This is a genomic window from Hymenobacter tibetensis (assembly GCF_022827545.1).
Lineage (GTDB): Bacteria > Bacteroidota > Bacteroidia > Cytophagales > Hymenobacteraceae > Hymenobacter > Hymenobacter tibetensis.
Map to the genome: position 1 here is coordinate 2807426 of NZ_CP094669.1, position 15844 is coordinate 2823269.

A 15844-nucleotide genomic window follows, 5' to 3' on the forward strand; every position below is an offset into this window, starting at 1 on the left:
CTGCTGCTCCTGCTGCCGCTCCGGCTGCCAAGAAAGCCGCAGCTCCTGCTGCTGCCAAGAAGGCTGCTCCAGCAAAGAAGAAGTAAGTTAAAAGCAACAGAGCTGCGTTTCTCGCAGTTTTGATGTTACTGAAAAGGCCCTACCGAATAGCGGTAGGGCCTTTTTATGTTAGCGCACTTTTCGGTGTGCTATACTAACTTGATTAGAAAGTAATTCTTCCTGCCTTTTTGCGCTACAAAGTATTTATCCAGCAAGAGAGGAATGTCAAGGGCCATTTGGTCGCCGGTTACTTTAATACGGTTCAGGCTCACACCACCGCCCTTAATCATGTTCTTGGCCTCGCCTTTCGAAGAAAAGATAACGGCATTAGTAGAGTCGCTGAGCAATGTCACCACATTCACCTCGGAAAGCGAAGCGTGTGGTACTTCCACGTGCGGTACGCCGGCAAATACATCCAGCAGCGTACCCTCATCTAAACTGCTCAACTCACCACCTCCGAACAATACTTGCGAGGCCGCCAGCGCCGCTTCGTAGGCCGCTTCAGAGTGTACCCGAATGGTCACGTCCTTGGCCAAGGCCTTCTGCAACACGCGTAGGTGCGGGGCCTGGGCATGTTCAGCTTCTAGGGCTTCAATTTCAGGCTGGGGTAGCAGGGTGAACACACGGATAAGGCGTGGTACGTCGGCGTCGGCAGCGTTAAGGAAGAACTGGTAGAACTGGTACGGCGAGGTCATGGTCGGATCCAGCCACACAGTGCCGGTTTCGCTCTTGCCGTACTTGGTGCCGTCAGCTTTCGTGATAAGCTGGCCGGTAAGCGCGTACGCTTTGCCCTCGCCGCCGCTCATGCGCCGGATCAACTCCGTGCCGGTAGTGATGTTGCCCCATTGGTCGCTGGCGCCCATTTGCAGGGTGGTGCCCAACTCCTTATAAAGGTGGAAGAAGTCGTAGCCCTGGAGCAGCTGATAGCTGAATTCAGTGTAGCTCAGGCCTTCAGCACCTGACTCTTCGTTGCCACTGATGCGGCGTTTCACCGAATCTTTGGCCATCATATAGTTCACGGTAAGGTGCTTGCCTACTTCACGCAGGAATTGCAGGAAGCCAAACTCCTTGAACCAATCATAATTGTTGACTACCCGAGCGCCGGTTGGACTGTCGTTGAAGTCAAGAAACTTCTCTAGTTGAGTTTGAATACCGGCTTGGTTGCGCCGTAGGGCCTCCTCATCCAGCAGATTGCGCTCCGCCGACTTTCCCGACGGGTCACCAATCATGCCGGTGGCACCACCTACCAGCGCCAGCGGGCGGTGCCCAGCCCGTTGCAGATGCACCAGCAGCATGATGGTGGCCAGGTTGCCGATGTGCAGCGAAGAAGCCGTGGGGTCGAAGCCAATGTATCCGGTGATGGGTGCGTTCTGACGCAGATGCTCGTCGGTGCCAGGCATCATGTCGTGAAACATCCCACGCCAGCGCAGTTCTTCAATTAAATCCATCTAGTAGTTGTTGGTTAGTAAGTGTCAGGTGGTGGGTCCAGCGAGTTGCAGAACTGCAGGAAAACCGGGTAAGAGGCCGCAAAGGTAACGTGCCTGCGGTACCTTTGCCATGCACTTTCCACCTGTTACGCTACTTGCCGCCTAAACTCCGCAATTGGCTGCTTCCAACTGATCTTCCCCATGCCTGTTCTCTCCGCCGACGAACTACTCAAGCAACTCCAGCAGCGGCAGTATCAACCTGTTTATTTTCTGCAGGGTGAGGAACCGTACTATATCGACCACATAGCCGATATTCTAGAGAAAAACGTGCTGCAAGAGCATGAGAAGGGGTTCAACCAAGTGGTGCTCTACGGCAAGGATGCCGACGTAGCAACCATTCTCGGGCAAGCCAAGCGCTTCCCAATGATGGCGGAACGTTCGGTGGTAATTGTGAAGGAAGCACAAACTATTGCTGACTTGGAAGCCGAGAAGTCATGGCCCTTTCTGGAAGCCTACTTGAAGAACCCGTTGCAAAGCACCGTACTGGTTTTTTGCTACAAACACAAAACTCTAGATGCACGTAAGAAGCTAGGCAAGCTACTGACCGGCGACAAAAAGGAGCCTAGCCCGCCGGGTACCGTGCTTATGACCAGCAAAAAGCTCTATGACAACCAAGTGGCTGCTTGGCTGACGGGCTACGTGCGCAGCAAGCAACGCAACATCACGCCCCAAGCCACTGCCATGCTCTCCGAGTACATTGGGGCGGAGCTAGGACGCCTCACCAACGAGGTAGACAAAATGCTTCTCAACCTGGCACCTAGCCAGCCTATTGACGAGGATTTGGTGCAGCGGATGGTGGGCATCAGCAAAGAGTACAACATTTTCGAGTTGCAGAGCGCCCTGATTCGGCGCGACGTGCTGAAGGCCAACCGCATTCTGCTGTATTTCGAGGCCAACCCGAAAGCCAACCCGCTCATTCCAAACTTAACGCTGCTGTTCAACTACTTCTCCCGGCTGCTAGCGTTGCACCAGTTGCCCAACCCAACCGAGGCCGATTGGAACCGGCTTAATCTGCGGAGTACTTTCGCCCGCAAAGACTACCAAACCGGTTTAAAGGTGTTTCCTTTCGAGCGTACTCGCAGTATTGTGCACCTAATTAGGCGCGCCGATGCACAGAGCAAAGGCATAGAAAGTGGCTCGATGACGGATGGCGAGATACTGCGGGAGCTGGTATGGCTGGTGCTACATCCGGTGCCTTTACACGCCGTAACAGGGGGATAGAAGTCTTGGTAAAGACGAAAATACATACTATTCAAAATACGCAAGTATTAGATGCAAAGGCATTAAGGCTCTAGGTGGCTTGAAACAGGCAAGATAAGCTCTACCTGATAGCCTAAAAATTATGTGAATTGTACTAGTCACTGAGCCGTTGAACTTTTCCTTTTTCACGGAGGAGGTACGTGGTAGTTTTGTATCCACCTAGGATATTATTATGCTACCGATCCAACGCCTCGTACCTGCCGCAGTAGCCGCACCCCAGCCGGTATCATTGCCTCTCGTAGCCTTTGCTTTTTTAATCACTCAAGTCGGCGTTCCTTCCATTGTATCGTCGCCGCTACCGGAGTTGAGTGTTGCAGCCTAAGCGAAGTTGGCTGTAGAATAGCCTCTTACCTTAACAATTCGTTCTGGCAATACCAGGGCACGGAAGTGTAATTTGATGAAGTTGCACTATAAAAGGTAAATAGGGGAAAAGGGTGTTATTATTTGGCGGTTGGTATGTTTATTGCAAAAGTCATGGAAAAACACCTGCCATGACTGAGACAGAAGTTGCTTTCCGAGCTGCATTGCACGACGAGAATTTCAGTACCGCTGCCGTTCTGCTATCTCAGGTAGTGGAAGCGCGCAACGAGCCTATCCGCCACATTACCCCGGTGCAGTTGCTGCGCTTGCAAATTGGGTGTCAGCAGTTGTTGGTGCAGCGCCCCGATATCGGCGCCGCCGCCTTAATTCAGGCGGCTAATAGCTACTTGCCCTATAGCCAGTCGTAACGGGCTAGGAGTGTGGCGTAGCGTCAGAAGCTACTCTTTAGGCTCTGCTTTCGTAGAAAAGTGTCTTTTGCGCTTGGGCAACGGGTTGGTTTTTTCAGCATCAAGCAACCACGCAATGGCATCAGCCTCTTGCTCGAAGTATTGATACACTGGTAGTGGACTTCGCTTGCTGTAGTCGTTGCCGGCGGCTGTCGTATCCAGGCGGGTAACCATGTTGCGGGAAAGTACGAAGGCCCCATAGAGGTAACCCGCTCGGACCGCCCGCGGCAACCAATCCAGGGCAACCCACGCAGATACCGGAATGCTGAGCGTCCCACGATTGTGTTGGTGAAATAGAACCTTATGCCACTGCTCTTGCTGTAGCTTTAAAAGAACTTGTTCTAGCAACTCGTAAATACTGTCGTCGGGTAGTTGATTGTTCGACCAATCCACGTGCAGATAAAAGCTGGCCGCGTTCACGCGTATACGACCGGCTGCGTTTTCATAGAAAGTCATTAAGTAAGAATAAGCTTGGTGCTGGTCCCAACAACAAGCGTTTTCTCGCATGGTTGGTAGGGCTTGGCAAAAAGTTGAAATTTTGTTCTCCTCTCGAGGGGCTTAATCGTATCAGAAAGAATGTTATTCGTTGTCTTGCCAGCTTAGTTACCGTTGTGCGCTGTGAGCACAGGTCAACTACTGACAGCAACTGTCTGTCTTCTCCGATTTATGCACCTTCTTATTTACAGCAGCTCAGCCACGCATCCTTTCTCCGATGACGAGCTACAAGAGTTGCTCACCAAAGCGCGGCTGCGCAACGCAAGAGAAAATGTCACAGGCTTATTGCTATATCACGATGGGCAGTTTATGCAGCTGTTGGAAGGAGATGCCGATGTTGTACACCGCCTTTACAGCTACATCGAGCAGGACCCCCGTCATACCAGTGTTCTTAAGCTAGCCGACAAGCACGTGGAGGCCCGGAGCTTTCCTGATTGGGCCATGGCATTTCGTCCTGTGCAAGCTGCGGATTTCGAGCGGCTCGAGGGGTTTCGCTCTCCTAGTAGCCTCGACCCGGCTTTTGAAGGCTTGAGTGGTGCCGACTCACTGCTGCTGAACTTGCTGCGCCAGTACATGCTAGTTGGGGAATAGCCTTCTGGTCTGTACTTGCGGGTACGCGCTAATCACACAGGGTGGGTATTTGCGGCTGACGTGCAAACGCAAACAGTGTGGTGAGCTGCGAGGCTGTAACCCGGTCCGTAGACAACGACAAGGCGCTGATTTCTTCTTCTCGAAACCAGCGCGCCCCAGTGGTTTCGGGAGTATCGGAAAGCAACATACCGCCGGTGATTTCGCAGAGCACAAACGCCTTGTACACGTACCACGGCTGGGGTGGGTGGGGGTGGTTTTTCTTATCGAAGAGGGCAAGCAAACGGCGGGCTTCTACGTGGTAACCGGTTTCTTCATGAGCTTCTTTCACGGCTACTTCGAAGGGGGTATAGCCGACATCGGCCCAGCCACCGGGTAGCGTCCAGTTGTTGGCATCCATCTTTTCCTGCACCAGCAAGAGTTCCTCGGAGCCTCGAAATATAACGGCCCGTACATCTACCTTGGGGGTTTGGTAGCCGGTTTCAGAAGCAAATAGCCTAGTTATTTTGTCTAATGGCTCGTTGTTGGCACTCAATTCCTGTAGCAGCTGCACACTAATGGCACGAATTTCCTCGTAGCGTTCTACATCATAGTTGTTTTGCGTATAGGCCAAGCCAGCTTGTGCTAAGGCTTGTAGGCGCTGGGCATGATAAAGCAACGAGGCAGCAGTCATTGGAAAGCGGGTAATGATGAGGAGGCAAGTTAGATTCTATCTTGTAGCCTTGAAAAATTGAGCGTTACTGTAACGACCTTCGGCACGTATTTTTTGGCACTCTATCCCATGCAGATCTTAGATATCATCTCCATCTCACTCACGGAAACCTTCTTGGTAGGGCATCTGGAAGGCGTTGTGAAACCAGGGGCGTGGGAGCTGCGGCAAAACGGACAGGTAATAGCAACGCTAGACGTAACCGGAGAAGCCCAGATTGAAGCAGGCCGCAAGGGGAAGCTGGCGCCTCCGCGTGTGGTAGTTTGCCGCGGTCCGGTTGATAAAAGCGCCATTGATTTCACCCGCGACGAGGTGACGCTGGAGCGGCAGGCATGAGCGCTGCAAATGGCTAGGCCGTCTAGCTGAACAGCACACCAAACGGGCGTGGTATGGCGTTACGATAGTGGAAAAGTCGTTTTGGGGGCAACCCGCGCGAACTTTTCGCTACTTTTGGCTATCCCGGTCCTTTAGGGCCGCTTCCCGTAACGCCGAGCAATGAAGTTTATACCCCGGATTGCGCTGGCCGCCTCTCTCAGCGCTGCTTCCCCGCTAGTCGCCCAGGCACAGCAAACACAGGTGTTCGCCAACGACGAGCGCCACTTTCAAGAAGGCCTCGAACTCTTTGATCGGGGTAAATACGGTGCCGCTCAGCAAGCTTTCCAACGCTACCTGGAGCTAACTCAACGCCGAGCGGGCGAGCTGGCCGCCAACCGCATTATTGATGCTGACTACTACTACGCCGTGTCGGGGCTGTATCTGCAGCACCCCGACGCCGAGAACCGGATTTTAGCGTTTGCAACTCAAAACCCCGCTCATCCGAAAGCTGCGGTTGCCTTTTTCGAGCTAGGGAAGTTTTATTTCGACAAGAAAGACTACGCCAAAGCCACCGACTATCTGCAACGGGTTGGGGCCGACAACCTCTCGGGCGAGCAACGGGCGGAAGCCGAGTTCAAGCTAGGGTATAGCTATTTTGCCCAGAAAGACTTCGATAAGGCCAAGCTGCAATTTGACCGCAACAAGCAGGGACAGCACGAGTACCGGTATGCTAGTTCGTATTACGCGGGCTACCTAGCGTACCGCGCCGGCGATTTTGCAGGGGCTCGAAAAGACTTGGCCGTGGCCGAGCAGAACGATGCGTACCGCCCGGTGGTGCCGGCCGTGATGAGCCAGATATACTATAAGGAAGGAGACTTCGACGGCTTAATCGATTACGGTAGCAAAGCCCTAGCCCAGACGCCCCCGCCCCAAGGAGCCGATGAAATTCAACTCTTAGTGGGCGATGCATATTATCAAAAGAGTGATTTCAAGACGGCAGCCACGTATTTCAACAAGTATGCCGCGGGCCGTAAGAAGATAGAGCCAGCCGTACAGTACAAGATTGGCTACGCCAATTTCAAGCAAGGCGACTTCAAAGGGGCCATTGGGAGTTTGAAAAACGTAGCTGCGCGCCGCGATTCGCTGGGACAGAACGCCGCCTACCATCTGGGACTGAGCTACCTGCAAACCAACCAAAAACAACTTGCCCTCAATTCTTTCGACGCCGCCCGCAAACTCGGCTTCGACAAGAACATCAGTGAGAATGCGGCGCTTAAGTACGCGCAGATAAACTATGAGCTAGGAAACACCCCAGAGGCAATTGCGGCGCTGAAAGATTTCAACAAGCGCTTTCCCCGCTCGAAAAACCGCGCTGTTGCCGACGATTTGCTGAGTGAGGGTTTCCTAAACTCATCAGACTACGCGCAGGCTCTCAACTACCTCGACAACCTCGATGACCGGAGTACTAAGCTGAACGCCACCTACCAGCGCGTGGCGTACTTGCAAGCGGCTACGCTCTACAACAACGCCCGCTACTCTGATGCGCTGCCACTGCTGGATAAAAGCCTGAAGTACCCGCAGGATGATGCGTTGCGAGCGGCGGCACAGGTGCTTAAAGGTGAAATCTACAGCGTGGGGCAGCAATACCAGCCCGCCATCACGGCGTACACGGCGGCGGCTCGTACGGCCCGGCAAGGTGGCGTGGATGCCGATGAGAAAGACTTCGAACAAAAAGCCCGCTACGGGTTGGGCTATGCCTACTACAATACGCAGCAGTACGACCGGGCCAGGCCCCAGTTTCAGGCTTGGCTGCAAGATCCGGTAGCTAAGCCCGCCGACCCGAACTACTACGATGTAACGCTGCGCCTTGCCGATACCTACTACGTAGCCAAAAACTACCAACAGGCTCTGGACCTGTACAACAAGGTAATTACGGCCAACGCGACCGATAAGGATTACGCCTACTATCAAAAAAGCATAGTGCTGGGGTTGATGGGCCGCCGCGACGAAGCGGCCAGTACCTTGAGCACCTTGCTGCGTACCACACCCAACTCGCGCTACGCCGCCGACGCAGTATATCAGCAAGCCCAACTCGACTACGAGGCCGGTAGCTACCAGCAGGCTGTTGATGGCTTCACCAAGCTGATCAACAATCGTCCGAATTCCACTCTGATTCCGCAGGCACTACAAAAGCGGGGCGTAGCCTACGCCAACCTGCAGCAGCATGAGAAAGCAGTGGCCGACTTCAAGCAAGTGCTCACCGCTTATCCTCGTACCAAGTCAGCTAGCAGCGCCATCTATAGCCTGCAGGAAAGCTTGTCGGCACTAGGCCGTACCGAGGAATTCGATCAGTATCTGGCGCAGTTCAAGCAGCAAAACCCGGATAGTAAAGCATCCGAAAGCGTGGAATTTGAAGCTGCGAAAGCGCTGTATCTCGCTGAGAAATACGCGCAAGCTATTCCTCGCTTGGAGTCCTACTTGAAGCAGTACCCCGGCACAACGCTGGCAGCTGACGGCCGTTATTTTCTGGCGGACGCCCAGCTGAGAACCGACAAAAAAGTTGAGGCGTTAGCTGGTCTGAAAGCCGTGGTGGAGGAAGGGAAATCGGAGTACCTGAACCGGGCGGTAGGCCGGGTAGCAGAGCTGGAGTTTGAAAACAAGAACTACCCCGAGGCCATCAAATACTACACGCGGTTGCGTGAGGTTGCCCAAAACAAGCGCGAAGCCGCCAACGCTGGACTTGGGCTGATGAAAAGCTACTATGAAAGTGCCGATTACGAAGGCACCCGCCGGGTAGCTACCGAGCTAGGTACCCAAGCCGCCTCGCCAGCCGCTACCAATGCGGCCTTGCTCTACCTGGGCAAAGCCAGCATGAAGGCCGGCAACCTCGACCAAGCCCTACCCGAGTTGAATACGGCCGCCACCACGGCCGCGGCCGATGAGAACGGGGCCGAAGCGTCGTACTTGGTGGCTGACATTCTGTTTCAGCAGAAGAAGTACCCCGAAGCCTTGGATGCCGCCTACAAGACCAACTCCTCCAATTATGAGTTGTGGCAGGGCCGAGGCTTCTTACTGATTGCCGACATCTACGCTGCCCAGGGGGAAACGTTCCAGGCGCGCGCCACGCTCAACTCCATCATCGACAACAAATTTCCGGTGGCCGAAATCATCACCGGAGCCAAGCAACGCCTAGCCGCGTTGCCCGCCGATGCGCCGGCTGGTGGTGCTACCACCACACCACCCAAGCCCACGACCACCAAGCCGGGAACCACCAAAACCACTCCGGCGCCGAAAGGCAAAACCGCTGGGCGCAGTTCCTTGCTGCCCTCAACGGCACAGCCTACGGACACTACCACCAACCGGACCGATGGACCGATTGGGCAGGAGGAATAGATGGAGTGCTGTTAGCTGTTGCCGAAAATAAAAATCTGAATTCTAGTTACTTGCTGCAGACTATTTAAACCATAGCCTGCAAAGAATCTAACCCTCGAACTATGACGTTTCATCCGTCGAAATTGCTGGCGTTGGCCGGTCTACTAGCTGCAGCACCTGCGGCAGTTCAGGCACAAACCACGCGCCCTAACACCCGCGGTAAGATTGAGGAGGCCGAAATTGAGATTGTAAAGGAGCGAGTGAATCAACTGCCAGAGGCCGCTCGCAACTTCGAGAAAATCAAGATTGACCCGCCGGCCAAAACGGCATCCAAAGTCGGCTATACCTACCCGGATTTTCGCTTGCCGGCCGATCTGCTTAACCCCTCGGTGCGGGTGCTTACTATTCGGCAGGAAGAACCAGCTCCGCAGACCGGTAACTACCTGAAAGCAGGGGTCGGCAACTACGGCACTTTTTTAGGCCGGGCACACCTGCACAACACGCGCAGCAACTCCGCCTCTTATGGCCTCGATCTGAACCATCTTGCTTCGGCCCGTGGCCCCATCGACAAGAAAAACTCCGGTCAGAGCCGCACTAGCTTGGACCTGCATGGCGAAACCTACAGTGGCGCTACGGCGCTCGGAGCCAAAGTGGAACTAGGCCGGGAACGGTACAACTTCTACGGGTACAACCGCGACGTAGCTATGCTGCCCGAAGCCGATAATCTCAAACAAACTTTCACCCGAGCTGGCGTAAAAGTATATGCTCGTAATCAGGCTCCGGAAACCACTTTTCAGTATGATTTGGGAGTAGGTTTTCGCCACTGGAACGACCGTTTCGAGGCCAAGGAAAACAATCTATATGCTACGCTGCGCTCGGCGTATGTGCTTGGGGAGAAGGGCCGGGTGAGTATCAATGGCGACTTGTCGTTCATTTCATTCGAGGACTCGTTGAAATACAACCGGCCTTATTTCCAAATCACACCGGCCTATGAAGCGACGCTGAACAGGCTGGCGGTGACTGTGGGTGCCACTATTGGCTATACCGGCGACACCATCCGGCAGGCTCAGCAGTTCAACGTGTACCCGGCGGTGCGGGTGGGCTATACCGTAACAGAAGACAAGTTTGTGGTCTATGGAGGCCTTGGCGGTGGCGTGGAACGAGTTACGATGTACGACCTTACCACCGAGAATCCGTGGTTGGCACCCAACCAACGCGTTGCGGATACGCGTCGTGGGCCAACGGTATACTTTGGCTTCAACGCGGCACCAGCCCGCGCGCTGGAGGTGAATGCCCGCCTGACCCTAAGCAACGACCGGAACCTGTACTTCTATAACAACTCGCGCCGTGACTCCACCAAGTTCGACTTGGTGTATGACAAGAAGGCGACGCAATTAGTGAACATTCACGGTGAAATCATCTACAACGCGGCGGAAAAAACACGCATTGGGTTGAAAGCTGACTACAACGGCTACAATGTGAAAACTCTGGCCGAAGCGTTTCACCGGCCGGCATTTCAGTCGGTGTTGTTTGCCACGCACAACGTGTATGACAAGCTTTTGCTGGGCGCTGAACTCTACACCTACAGCTCTAGTTTTGGCTCTTCATTCCGGCGGCCGGTGGGTGGTCCGTTCCAGCCGCAGCGCGAAGTTGTCCGTCCCACTGACTCTGTGGTGGACCTGAACCTGCGCGGTGATTACCGCATTAAGGAAAATCTGTCCATCTTTGCCATGGGCAATAACCTCCTTGGTCGCAAGTACGAACGGTTTCTGAACTATCCGGTGAAAGGCATTAACGTGCTAGCCGGCGTGACCTACGACTTCTGAGAAGAACACCCGCTATTGGGATATCAGTGCTTTGATGATGCAGCTGTAATCATCAAGTACTGAGCACCAAGCACTACCCACTTAATCCGACTACGCCTTGCCGCTATCCACCCATATTCGCACCCTGCTTCGGGACCATGACTGCGTTATCATCCCTGATTTTGGCGGCCTGATTGCCGACTATGCGCCCGCTCGGGTTCACCCGGTGCGGCATACGCTGGCCCCTCCAGCCAAGCGCATTGCCTTCAATCAGTCGCTGACTCGCAACGATGGATTGTTGGTGGATGCGTTGAGTGTGCAACTGAATCTGAGCCCGGCCCAAGCCCGCCAGATGGTACGCGAAGCCGTAGCCCGGATGCAACAAGAGTTGGAAGCGAACCAACGGACCGAGCTTCCCGGTATTGGCATCTTCCGCCGGGCTGCTGGCCGCGGGCTGGAGTTTGAATACAGTGGGAGTGATAACCTGCTCAACGCCAGCTTTGGGTTGCCTGAGTTGGTAGCCCGCCCTGTGCGTGCCACCGATGCCTTGCTTTCGCGGGAACGGCAGCCTGCCGTGCCGCAGCTTGCTTCAGGACGTGCCACACGCGGCATAAAATTCCTGCGTGGAGCAGTGGCTGCGGTTTTAGTTGGGTTGGTGTTCTCAGCTAATTACATGTTTGCCGATCAGCAGGGCTATTTGCCTGATGCATTGCGAATAAAAGAGTCTTCGGTAGAGAAGCAAGCCCCCCACGTTCGGGTGGAGCCAGTAGCGCAAACTGCTCCAGCCGTCAGCCAGCAGGAAGCGGCTTTAGCTACTACCAACAACTTTAAGGCCACCCGCCCCGTGGAAACGCCGCCAGCTCCCAAGCCCGCGGTAGTTGCCAAAGCCACTCCAACGGCAGCAGCTAAGCCGGCTGCGGCATTGCCCGCACACGATGGCCAAGGCCAGAAAAGCAAGCCCGCCAAAGCTGTTGCCAAGCCTGCTACGAAAGCGCCCGGTTGGGAAAAAGCTGCCGCCACCAATGCAACCGCCGCTACCTCCGCCACGACAGTTAAAAGCCGCACCGGCCGTTACTACGTCATTGCGGGTTCGTATACCACGATGGTTAATGCCGAAAAAGGCCGCCAGGCGCTCGTGCGCTTAGGGCATCCGGCGCGCGTTATCACCCCGCCTGCTGGTAGCCGCCAGTACAAGCTTTCCGTGGCCGACTTCTCCGACCGCACTTCCGCTGACCGCCAAGCCACTATTCTGCGCAAGCGGATGGGCAATACTCTCTGGGTTCTCAACTACTAGCATGACGCTTTTGCTTTCCCTGCTGCTTCAAATGCAAGTTGGCAGTGCTCCCGCTGCTGCCGCTGATTCTTCTGCTACTGCCGCCAATGCCGCCGCCAACGCCGCGGCTGCCGACCTTTCCCTGATTGATTTGATAGTGAAAGGCGGCGGCATCATGATTCCGCTGTTTTTGCTGTCGTTCATCTCGCTCTACATCATCTTCGAGCGCTACATCACCATTCGCAAAGCCGCGGCAGTACCTGAGTCGTTCATGCCCGGCATTCGCAACCTGATGGTGAAAGGCGACTTGCAAGGTGCAAAAATGCTGTGCGCTCAAACGGCTACGCCGCTGGCCCGCATGATCGAGAAAGGCATCCGCCGTATCGGTTTGCCGCTCAAAGACATTGAAACCAGCGTAGAGAACGTTGGGAAAGTGGAAATTGCCCGCCTCGAAAAAAACATCAGCATCCTGGGCATCATTGCTGGTATTGCGCCGATGCTGGGCTTCGTGGGTACTATCATCGGGGTAATCAAGATTTTCTACGCCATCAGTGCCACCGGTGACTTTGGCATTGCCCAGATTTCGGGTGGTTTGTACACCAAAATGGTAACCTCCGCCACGGGCCTCATTGTGGGCATCATTGCGCACATCGGCTACCACTGGCTCAGCATCATGGTCGAGCGCCTTGTATTCCGGATGGAAAACTCGGCCATCGAGTTCATGGACATTCTTCAGGACAACTAATCAGTTGCTAGTTGCCAGTTATCTGTTGCTAGGTTATTCCCCAACCTCTTGCTGACTGATTTTACTGGCACTTGCTCACTGATAACTGGTAACTCACATGAATTTAAGCCGGCGCCGAAAACTCTCCTCGCACGTCGAGACCAGCTCGATGAACGACATCATGTTCTTTCTGATGCTGTTCTTCCTGATTGTGTCGACGATGGTGAACCCCAACGTTATCAAGCTGCTGCTACCCAATGCCAAGAGCAGCAAGCAAGTTATGAAGCAGCCTATTACCGTGTCAGTGGACGCAGCTGGGGCGGTTTTCGTTAATAAGAAGCCGACCACGGCGCAGGGCTTGGAGGCCGAGCTAACCAGCCTGATTCAAAACCAGCAGCTCGATTTGCCGACCGTTGTGTTGCGCGTAGATGCTTCGCAGAATGTGCAGAAGCTGGTAGATATTCTTGAAATTGGTAACCGTCTGAAGATAAAGATGGTGATGGCCACGCAGGCCCAGCAGGCCGCCGGAAAGTAAGTTTGGCTGGTTTTCGTTTGTAAATACTGGTTTCTCGTTTGCTAAGTAGAAAGGGAAGCCGAGGTGCTTCCGCCAAGCGAAGAGCAGGTTGAAAACGAAAAGCAAGCAACGAAAAACGCCCATGGAATATCGCGAAGAACACCAGAAAGAAGCCATTATCGGGACGGTGCTTATTCATGCGCTGTTGGCAGCGGTATTTTTCTTCACCGTCTTCAAAGGTCCTGATCCGCCGCTCGATGCCATGGGTGGTGACGGAGTGGAGCTGAATTACGGCATGGACGAGGCTGGTTCCGGCGACGTGCAGAGTATGGCCGTTGCCAACAATTCTCGCAATCGGGAAGACAGCCGGCCACCGGCTTCCAACCCAGCGCCGCAGCCTACACCCCAACAGCAAACTGCCCCGCCCGTGCCTCAGCAGGCCACGCAGGAACGCATCATCACCAGCGACGCCGAGGAAAGCCCCGTAACGGCTCCTCCCGTAGAAAAGCCCGCCCCGGTGAAAGAAGAGGTGCGTGAGGTTCCGAAGCCTGTGGAGCGCCCCCGCACTCTTTACACCCCCAAAGGCAGCGCCAATGGTGGTGGCAACGGAGTGAACGGCACCAGCAATGCACCTACTGGCAACAACAACGGCGACCGGCCCGGCTCTGTGGGCGACCAAGGCGACCCAAATGGCAGCCTCGATGCAAAGGCCCTGTACGGACAGCCAGGTAGTGGAGGCAGCGGCAGCAGTCCCGGCTCCGGCGGCCTCGAGATGAGCGGCTGGACGTTGGCCACCCGGGAGCGTCCGCCCATGGTAAGCAACGAAAGCGGCTATGTGCGCTTCAAGATTCAGATCGACGAAAACGGCGACATTGTCTCCGTAGATAAAGTAGGCGGCAATGTGCCCCCCAGCCAGGTGCAGGTCTGCCGGGATTTCCTATTGAAATCCGCTTCTTTTCGTCGGACGCAGGCCGGCAACAGTGGCGCAACCGGTTTTATCACTTATCGCTTCAAAGTAGATTAGCCTGCGAGATGCGGGACTAGCGTAAAGGCCGCCGGTCGGATTCTTCCGGTCGGCGGTTTTGTTTAAAGCGCATGGCCGAATAGTACCTCACTTCACACACCGTCGCACTCAATACCTGTAACCTACCATGACCTACGCTGAAACCCTTGAGTATCTCTACAGCCAACTGCCCGTTTTCCAGCGAGTAGGGGCGGCAGGCTACAAACCAGGGTTGGGAAACACCGAAAAGCTTGCCGCGGCTATGGGCAACCCGGAGCGGCGGCTACGGTGCGTGCACGTAGCCGGAACGAATGGCAAAGGCAGCAGCTCCAACTTGCTGGCGGCGGTGCTGCAAGCGGCCGGCTATAAGGTGGGGCTGTACACCTCGCCGCATCTGCGGGAGTTTACGGAGCGAATCAAAGTGAACGACCAAGATCTTACGCCCGAGTACCTGGTGGCGTGGGTGGCCCAATGGAAGCCTCTGTTTGAGTTGGTGCAGCCCTCATTTTTCGAGATGTGCGTGGCGCTGGCGTTTTCCTATTTCGCCGAACAGCAGATAGACGTAGCGGTGATTGAGGTAGGGCTAGGGGGGCGGCTTGATTCCACCAACATCATTACCCCGCTCGTTTCCCTGATTACAAACATCAGCTTCGACCACCAAAACCTGCTGGGTGAGACGCTGCCCCTGATTGCCGCCGAAAAAGCGGGCATCATCAAGCCGGGCATCCCTGCTATTATCAGCCAAACGCAGCCAGAAGTACAAACTGTGTTCGAGCAGAAAGCCGCTGCCGAGCACGCACCTCTGCTTTTCGCCGACCAGCACTATCGCACTATTCTGGAAGTCCAGCCCGCCCCTGATCAGGAAGTTCAGGTGCTATCCGTAACGTACGACGGAAACCCACTGCTTACGCATCTAGAGCTAGGGTTGGTGGGGGAATATCAGCAATTGAATCTGCCGGGCGTGTTGGCGGTGCTGGACGAACTGCGCCGCCAGGGATTTGAGGTGCCGGAGGCTGCCGTGCGTGAAGGTCTGCGGAACGTCCGCCAACTCACGGGTTTCCGGGGACGCTGGACTATTCTGGGCCGCCAGCCGCTCGTGGTCTGCGACACTGGGCACAATGAAGCAGGCCTGCAGCTGGTGATGAGCCAACTGGCCCGGCTGCCCCGCCGGCAACTACATTTTGTGTTAGGCGTGGTCAACGACAAAGACGTGTCGAAGATGCTGGCGTTGCTGCCAACAGAAGCAACGTACTATTTCTGTCAGGCTACTATCCCGCGCGCGTTGCCGGCTGCCACCCTCGCTGAGGCGGCGGCGGCAGTGGGCTTGCAGGGCCGGGCCTGCGGGCCGGTGTCAGTGGCCGTAGCCGCGGCTCAGGCTGCGGCCGGGCCCGATGATGTGGTCTTCATTGGGGGCAGTACCTTTGTGGTAGCGGAGCTTACATTCTGAATCAAGAACACTGAATTCAGGATGTGCAGTCGTTGAGTAACTTTAT

Annotated in this window: 14 protein-coding genes; 11 read left to right on the forward strand and 3 right to left on the reverse strand. The window is 55.1% G+C overall.

What is annotated here, in order from left to right:
- Positions 1-188 precede the first annotated feature (188 nt).
- Positions 189-1487 carry a tyrosine--tRNA ligase gene (gene tyrS / locus MTX78_RS11185; RefSeq protein WP_243802667.1) on the reverse strand — a complete coding sequence of 433 codons (1299 nt, stop codon included), beginning with the start codon at positions 1485-1487 and terminating at the stop codon, positions 189-191.
- A gap of 180 nt (positions 1488-1667) precedes the next feature.
- Between tyrS and holA the strand changes: the two genes are divergently transcribed.
- Both holA and MTX78_RS11195 read left to right on the forward strand, forming a co-directional pair.
- Positions 1668-2747, forward strand: a complete 1080-nt coding sequence (gene holA / locus MTX78_RS11190) for a DNA polymerase III subunit delta (protein ID WP_243802670.1) — start codon at positions 1668-1670, stop codon at positions 2745-2747.
- Positions 2748-3277: 530 nt separating this feature from the next.
- The gene (locus tag MTX78_RS11195) at positions 3278-3514 is read left to right on the forward strand and encodes a hypothetical protein (RefSeq protein WP_243802672.1); all 237 of its coding nucleotides are present in this window, start codon (positions 3278-3280) and stop codon (positions 3512-3514) included.
- A 30-nt stretch (positions 3515-3544) separates the two neighbouring features.
- On the opposite strand, the gene MTX78_RS11200 is transcribed toward MTX78_RS11195, so the two are convergent.
- Positions 3545-4009, reverse strand: coding sequence for a hypothetical protein (locus MTX78_RS11200; protein ID WP_243802675.1), 465 nt, complete (start codon positions 4007-4009; stop codon positions 3545-3547).
- Positions 4010-4219: 210 nt separating this feature from the next.
- Here MTX78_RS11200 and MTX78_RS11205 point away from each other — a divergent pair, with 210 nt between their 5' ends.
- Positions 4220-4639, forward strand: a complete 420-nt coding sequence (locus MTX78_RS11205) for a BLUF domain-containing protein (RefSeq protein ID WP_243802677.1) — start codon at positions 4220-4222, stop codon at positions 4637-4639.
- Positions 4640-4667: 28 nt separating this feature from the next.
- Here the strand turns inward: MTX78_RS11205 and MTX78_RS11210 are convergent, their stop codons facing one another.
- The gene (locus MTX78_RS11210) at positions 4668-5309 is read right to left on the reverse strand and encodes an NUDIX hydrolase (protein ID WP_243802679.1); all 642 of its coding nucleotides are present in this window, start codon (positions 5307-5309) and stop codon (positions 4668-4670) included.
- Positions 5310-5417: 108 nt separating this feature from the next.
- Here MTX78_RS11210 and MTX78_RS11215 point away from each other — a divergent pair, with 108 nt between their 5' ends.
- From MTX78_RS11215 to MTX78_RS11250, 8 genes are all read left to right on the forward strand, one after another.
- Positions 5418-5681: a hypothetical protein gene (locus MTX78_RS11215; protein WP_243802681.1), complete on the forward strand. Its 264-nt coding sequence runs from the start codon at positions 5418-5420 to the stop codon at positions 5679-5681.
- Between the two features lie 159 nt (positions 5682-5840).
- The gene (locus MTX78_RS11220; RefSeq protein ID WP_243802683.1) at positions 5841-9053 is read left to right on the forward strand and encodes a tetratricopeptide repeat protein; all 3213 of its coding nucleotides are present in this window, start codon (positions 5841-5843) and stop codon (positions 9051-9053) included.
- A gap of 101 nt (positions 9054-9154) precedes the next feature.
- Positions 9155-10858: a TonB-dependent receptor gene (locus MTX78_RS11225; RefSeq protein WP_243802685.1), complete on the forward strand. Its 1704-nt coding sequence runs from the start codon at positions 9155-9157 to the stop codon at positions 10856-10858.
- A gap of 97 nt (positions 10859-10955) precedes the next feature.
- Positions 10956-12131: an HU domain-containing protein gene (locus tag MTX78_RS11230; protein ID WP_243802688.1), complete on the forward strand. Its 1176-nt coding sequence runs from the start codon at positions 10956-10958 to the stop codon at positions 12129-12131.
- Between the two features lies 1 nt (position 12132).
- A complete protein-coding gene (locus tag MTX78_RS11235) occupies positions 12133-12855 on the forward strand; it encodes a MotA/TolQ/ExbB proton channel family protein (RefSeq protein ID WP_243802690.1) in 723 nt (240 codons plus the stop codon).
- A gap of 97 nt (positions 12856-12952) precedes the next feature.
- A complete protein-coding gene (locus tag MTX78_RS11240) occupies positions 12953-13369 on the forward strand; it encodes an ExbD/TolR family protein (RefSeq protein WP_243802693.1) in 417 nt (138 codons plus the stop codon).
- Positions 13370-13490: 121 nt separating this feature from the next.
- A complete protein-coding gene (locus tag MTX78_RS11245) occupies positions 13491-14372 on the forward strand; it encodes a hypothetical protein (RefSeq protein ID WP_243802695.1) in 882 nt (293 codons plus the stop codon).
- Between the two features lie 127 nt (positions 14373-14499).
- Positions 14500-15798 (forward strand): bifunctional folylpolyglutamate synthase/dihydrofolate synthase, encoded by a 1299-nt coding sequence (locus MTX78_RS11250; RefSeq protein WP_243802697.1) that lies wholly within the window; start codon positions 14500-14502, stop codon positions 15796-15798.
- Positions 15799-15844: the final 46 nt, after the last annotated feature.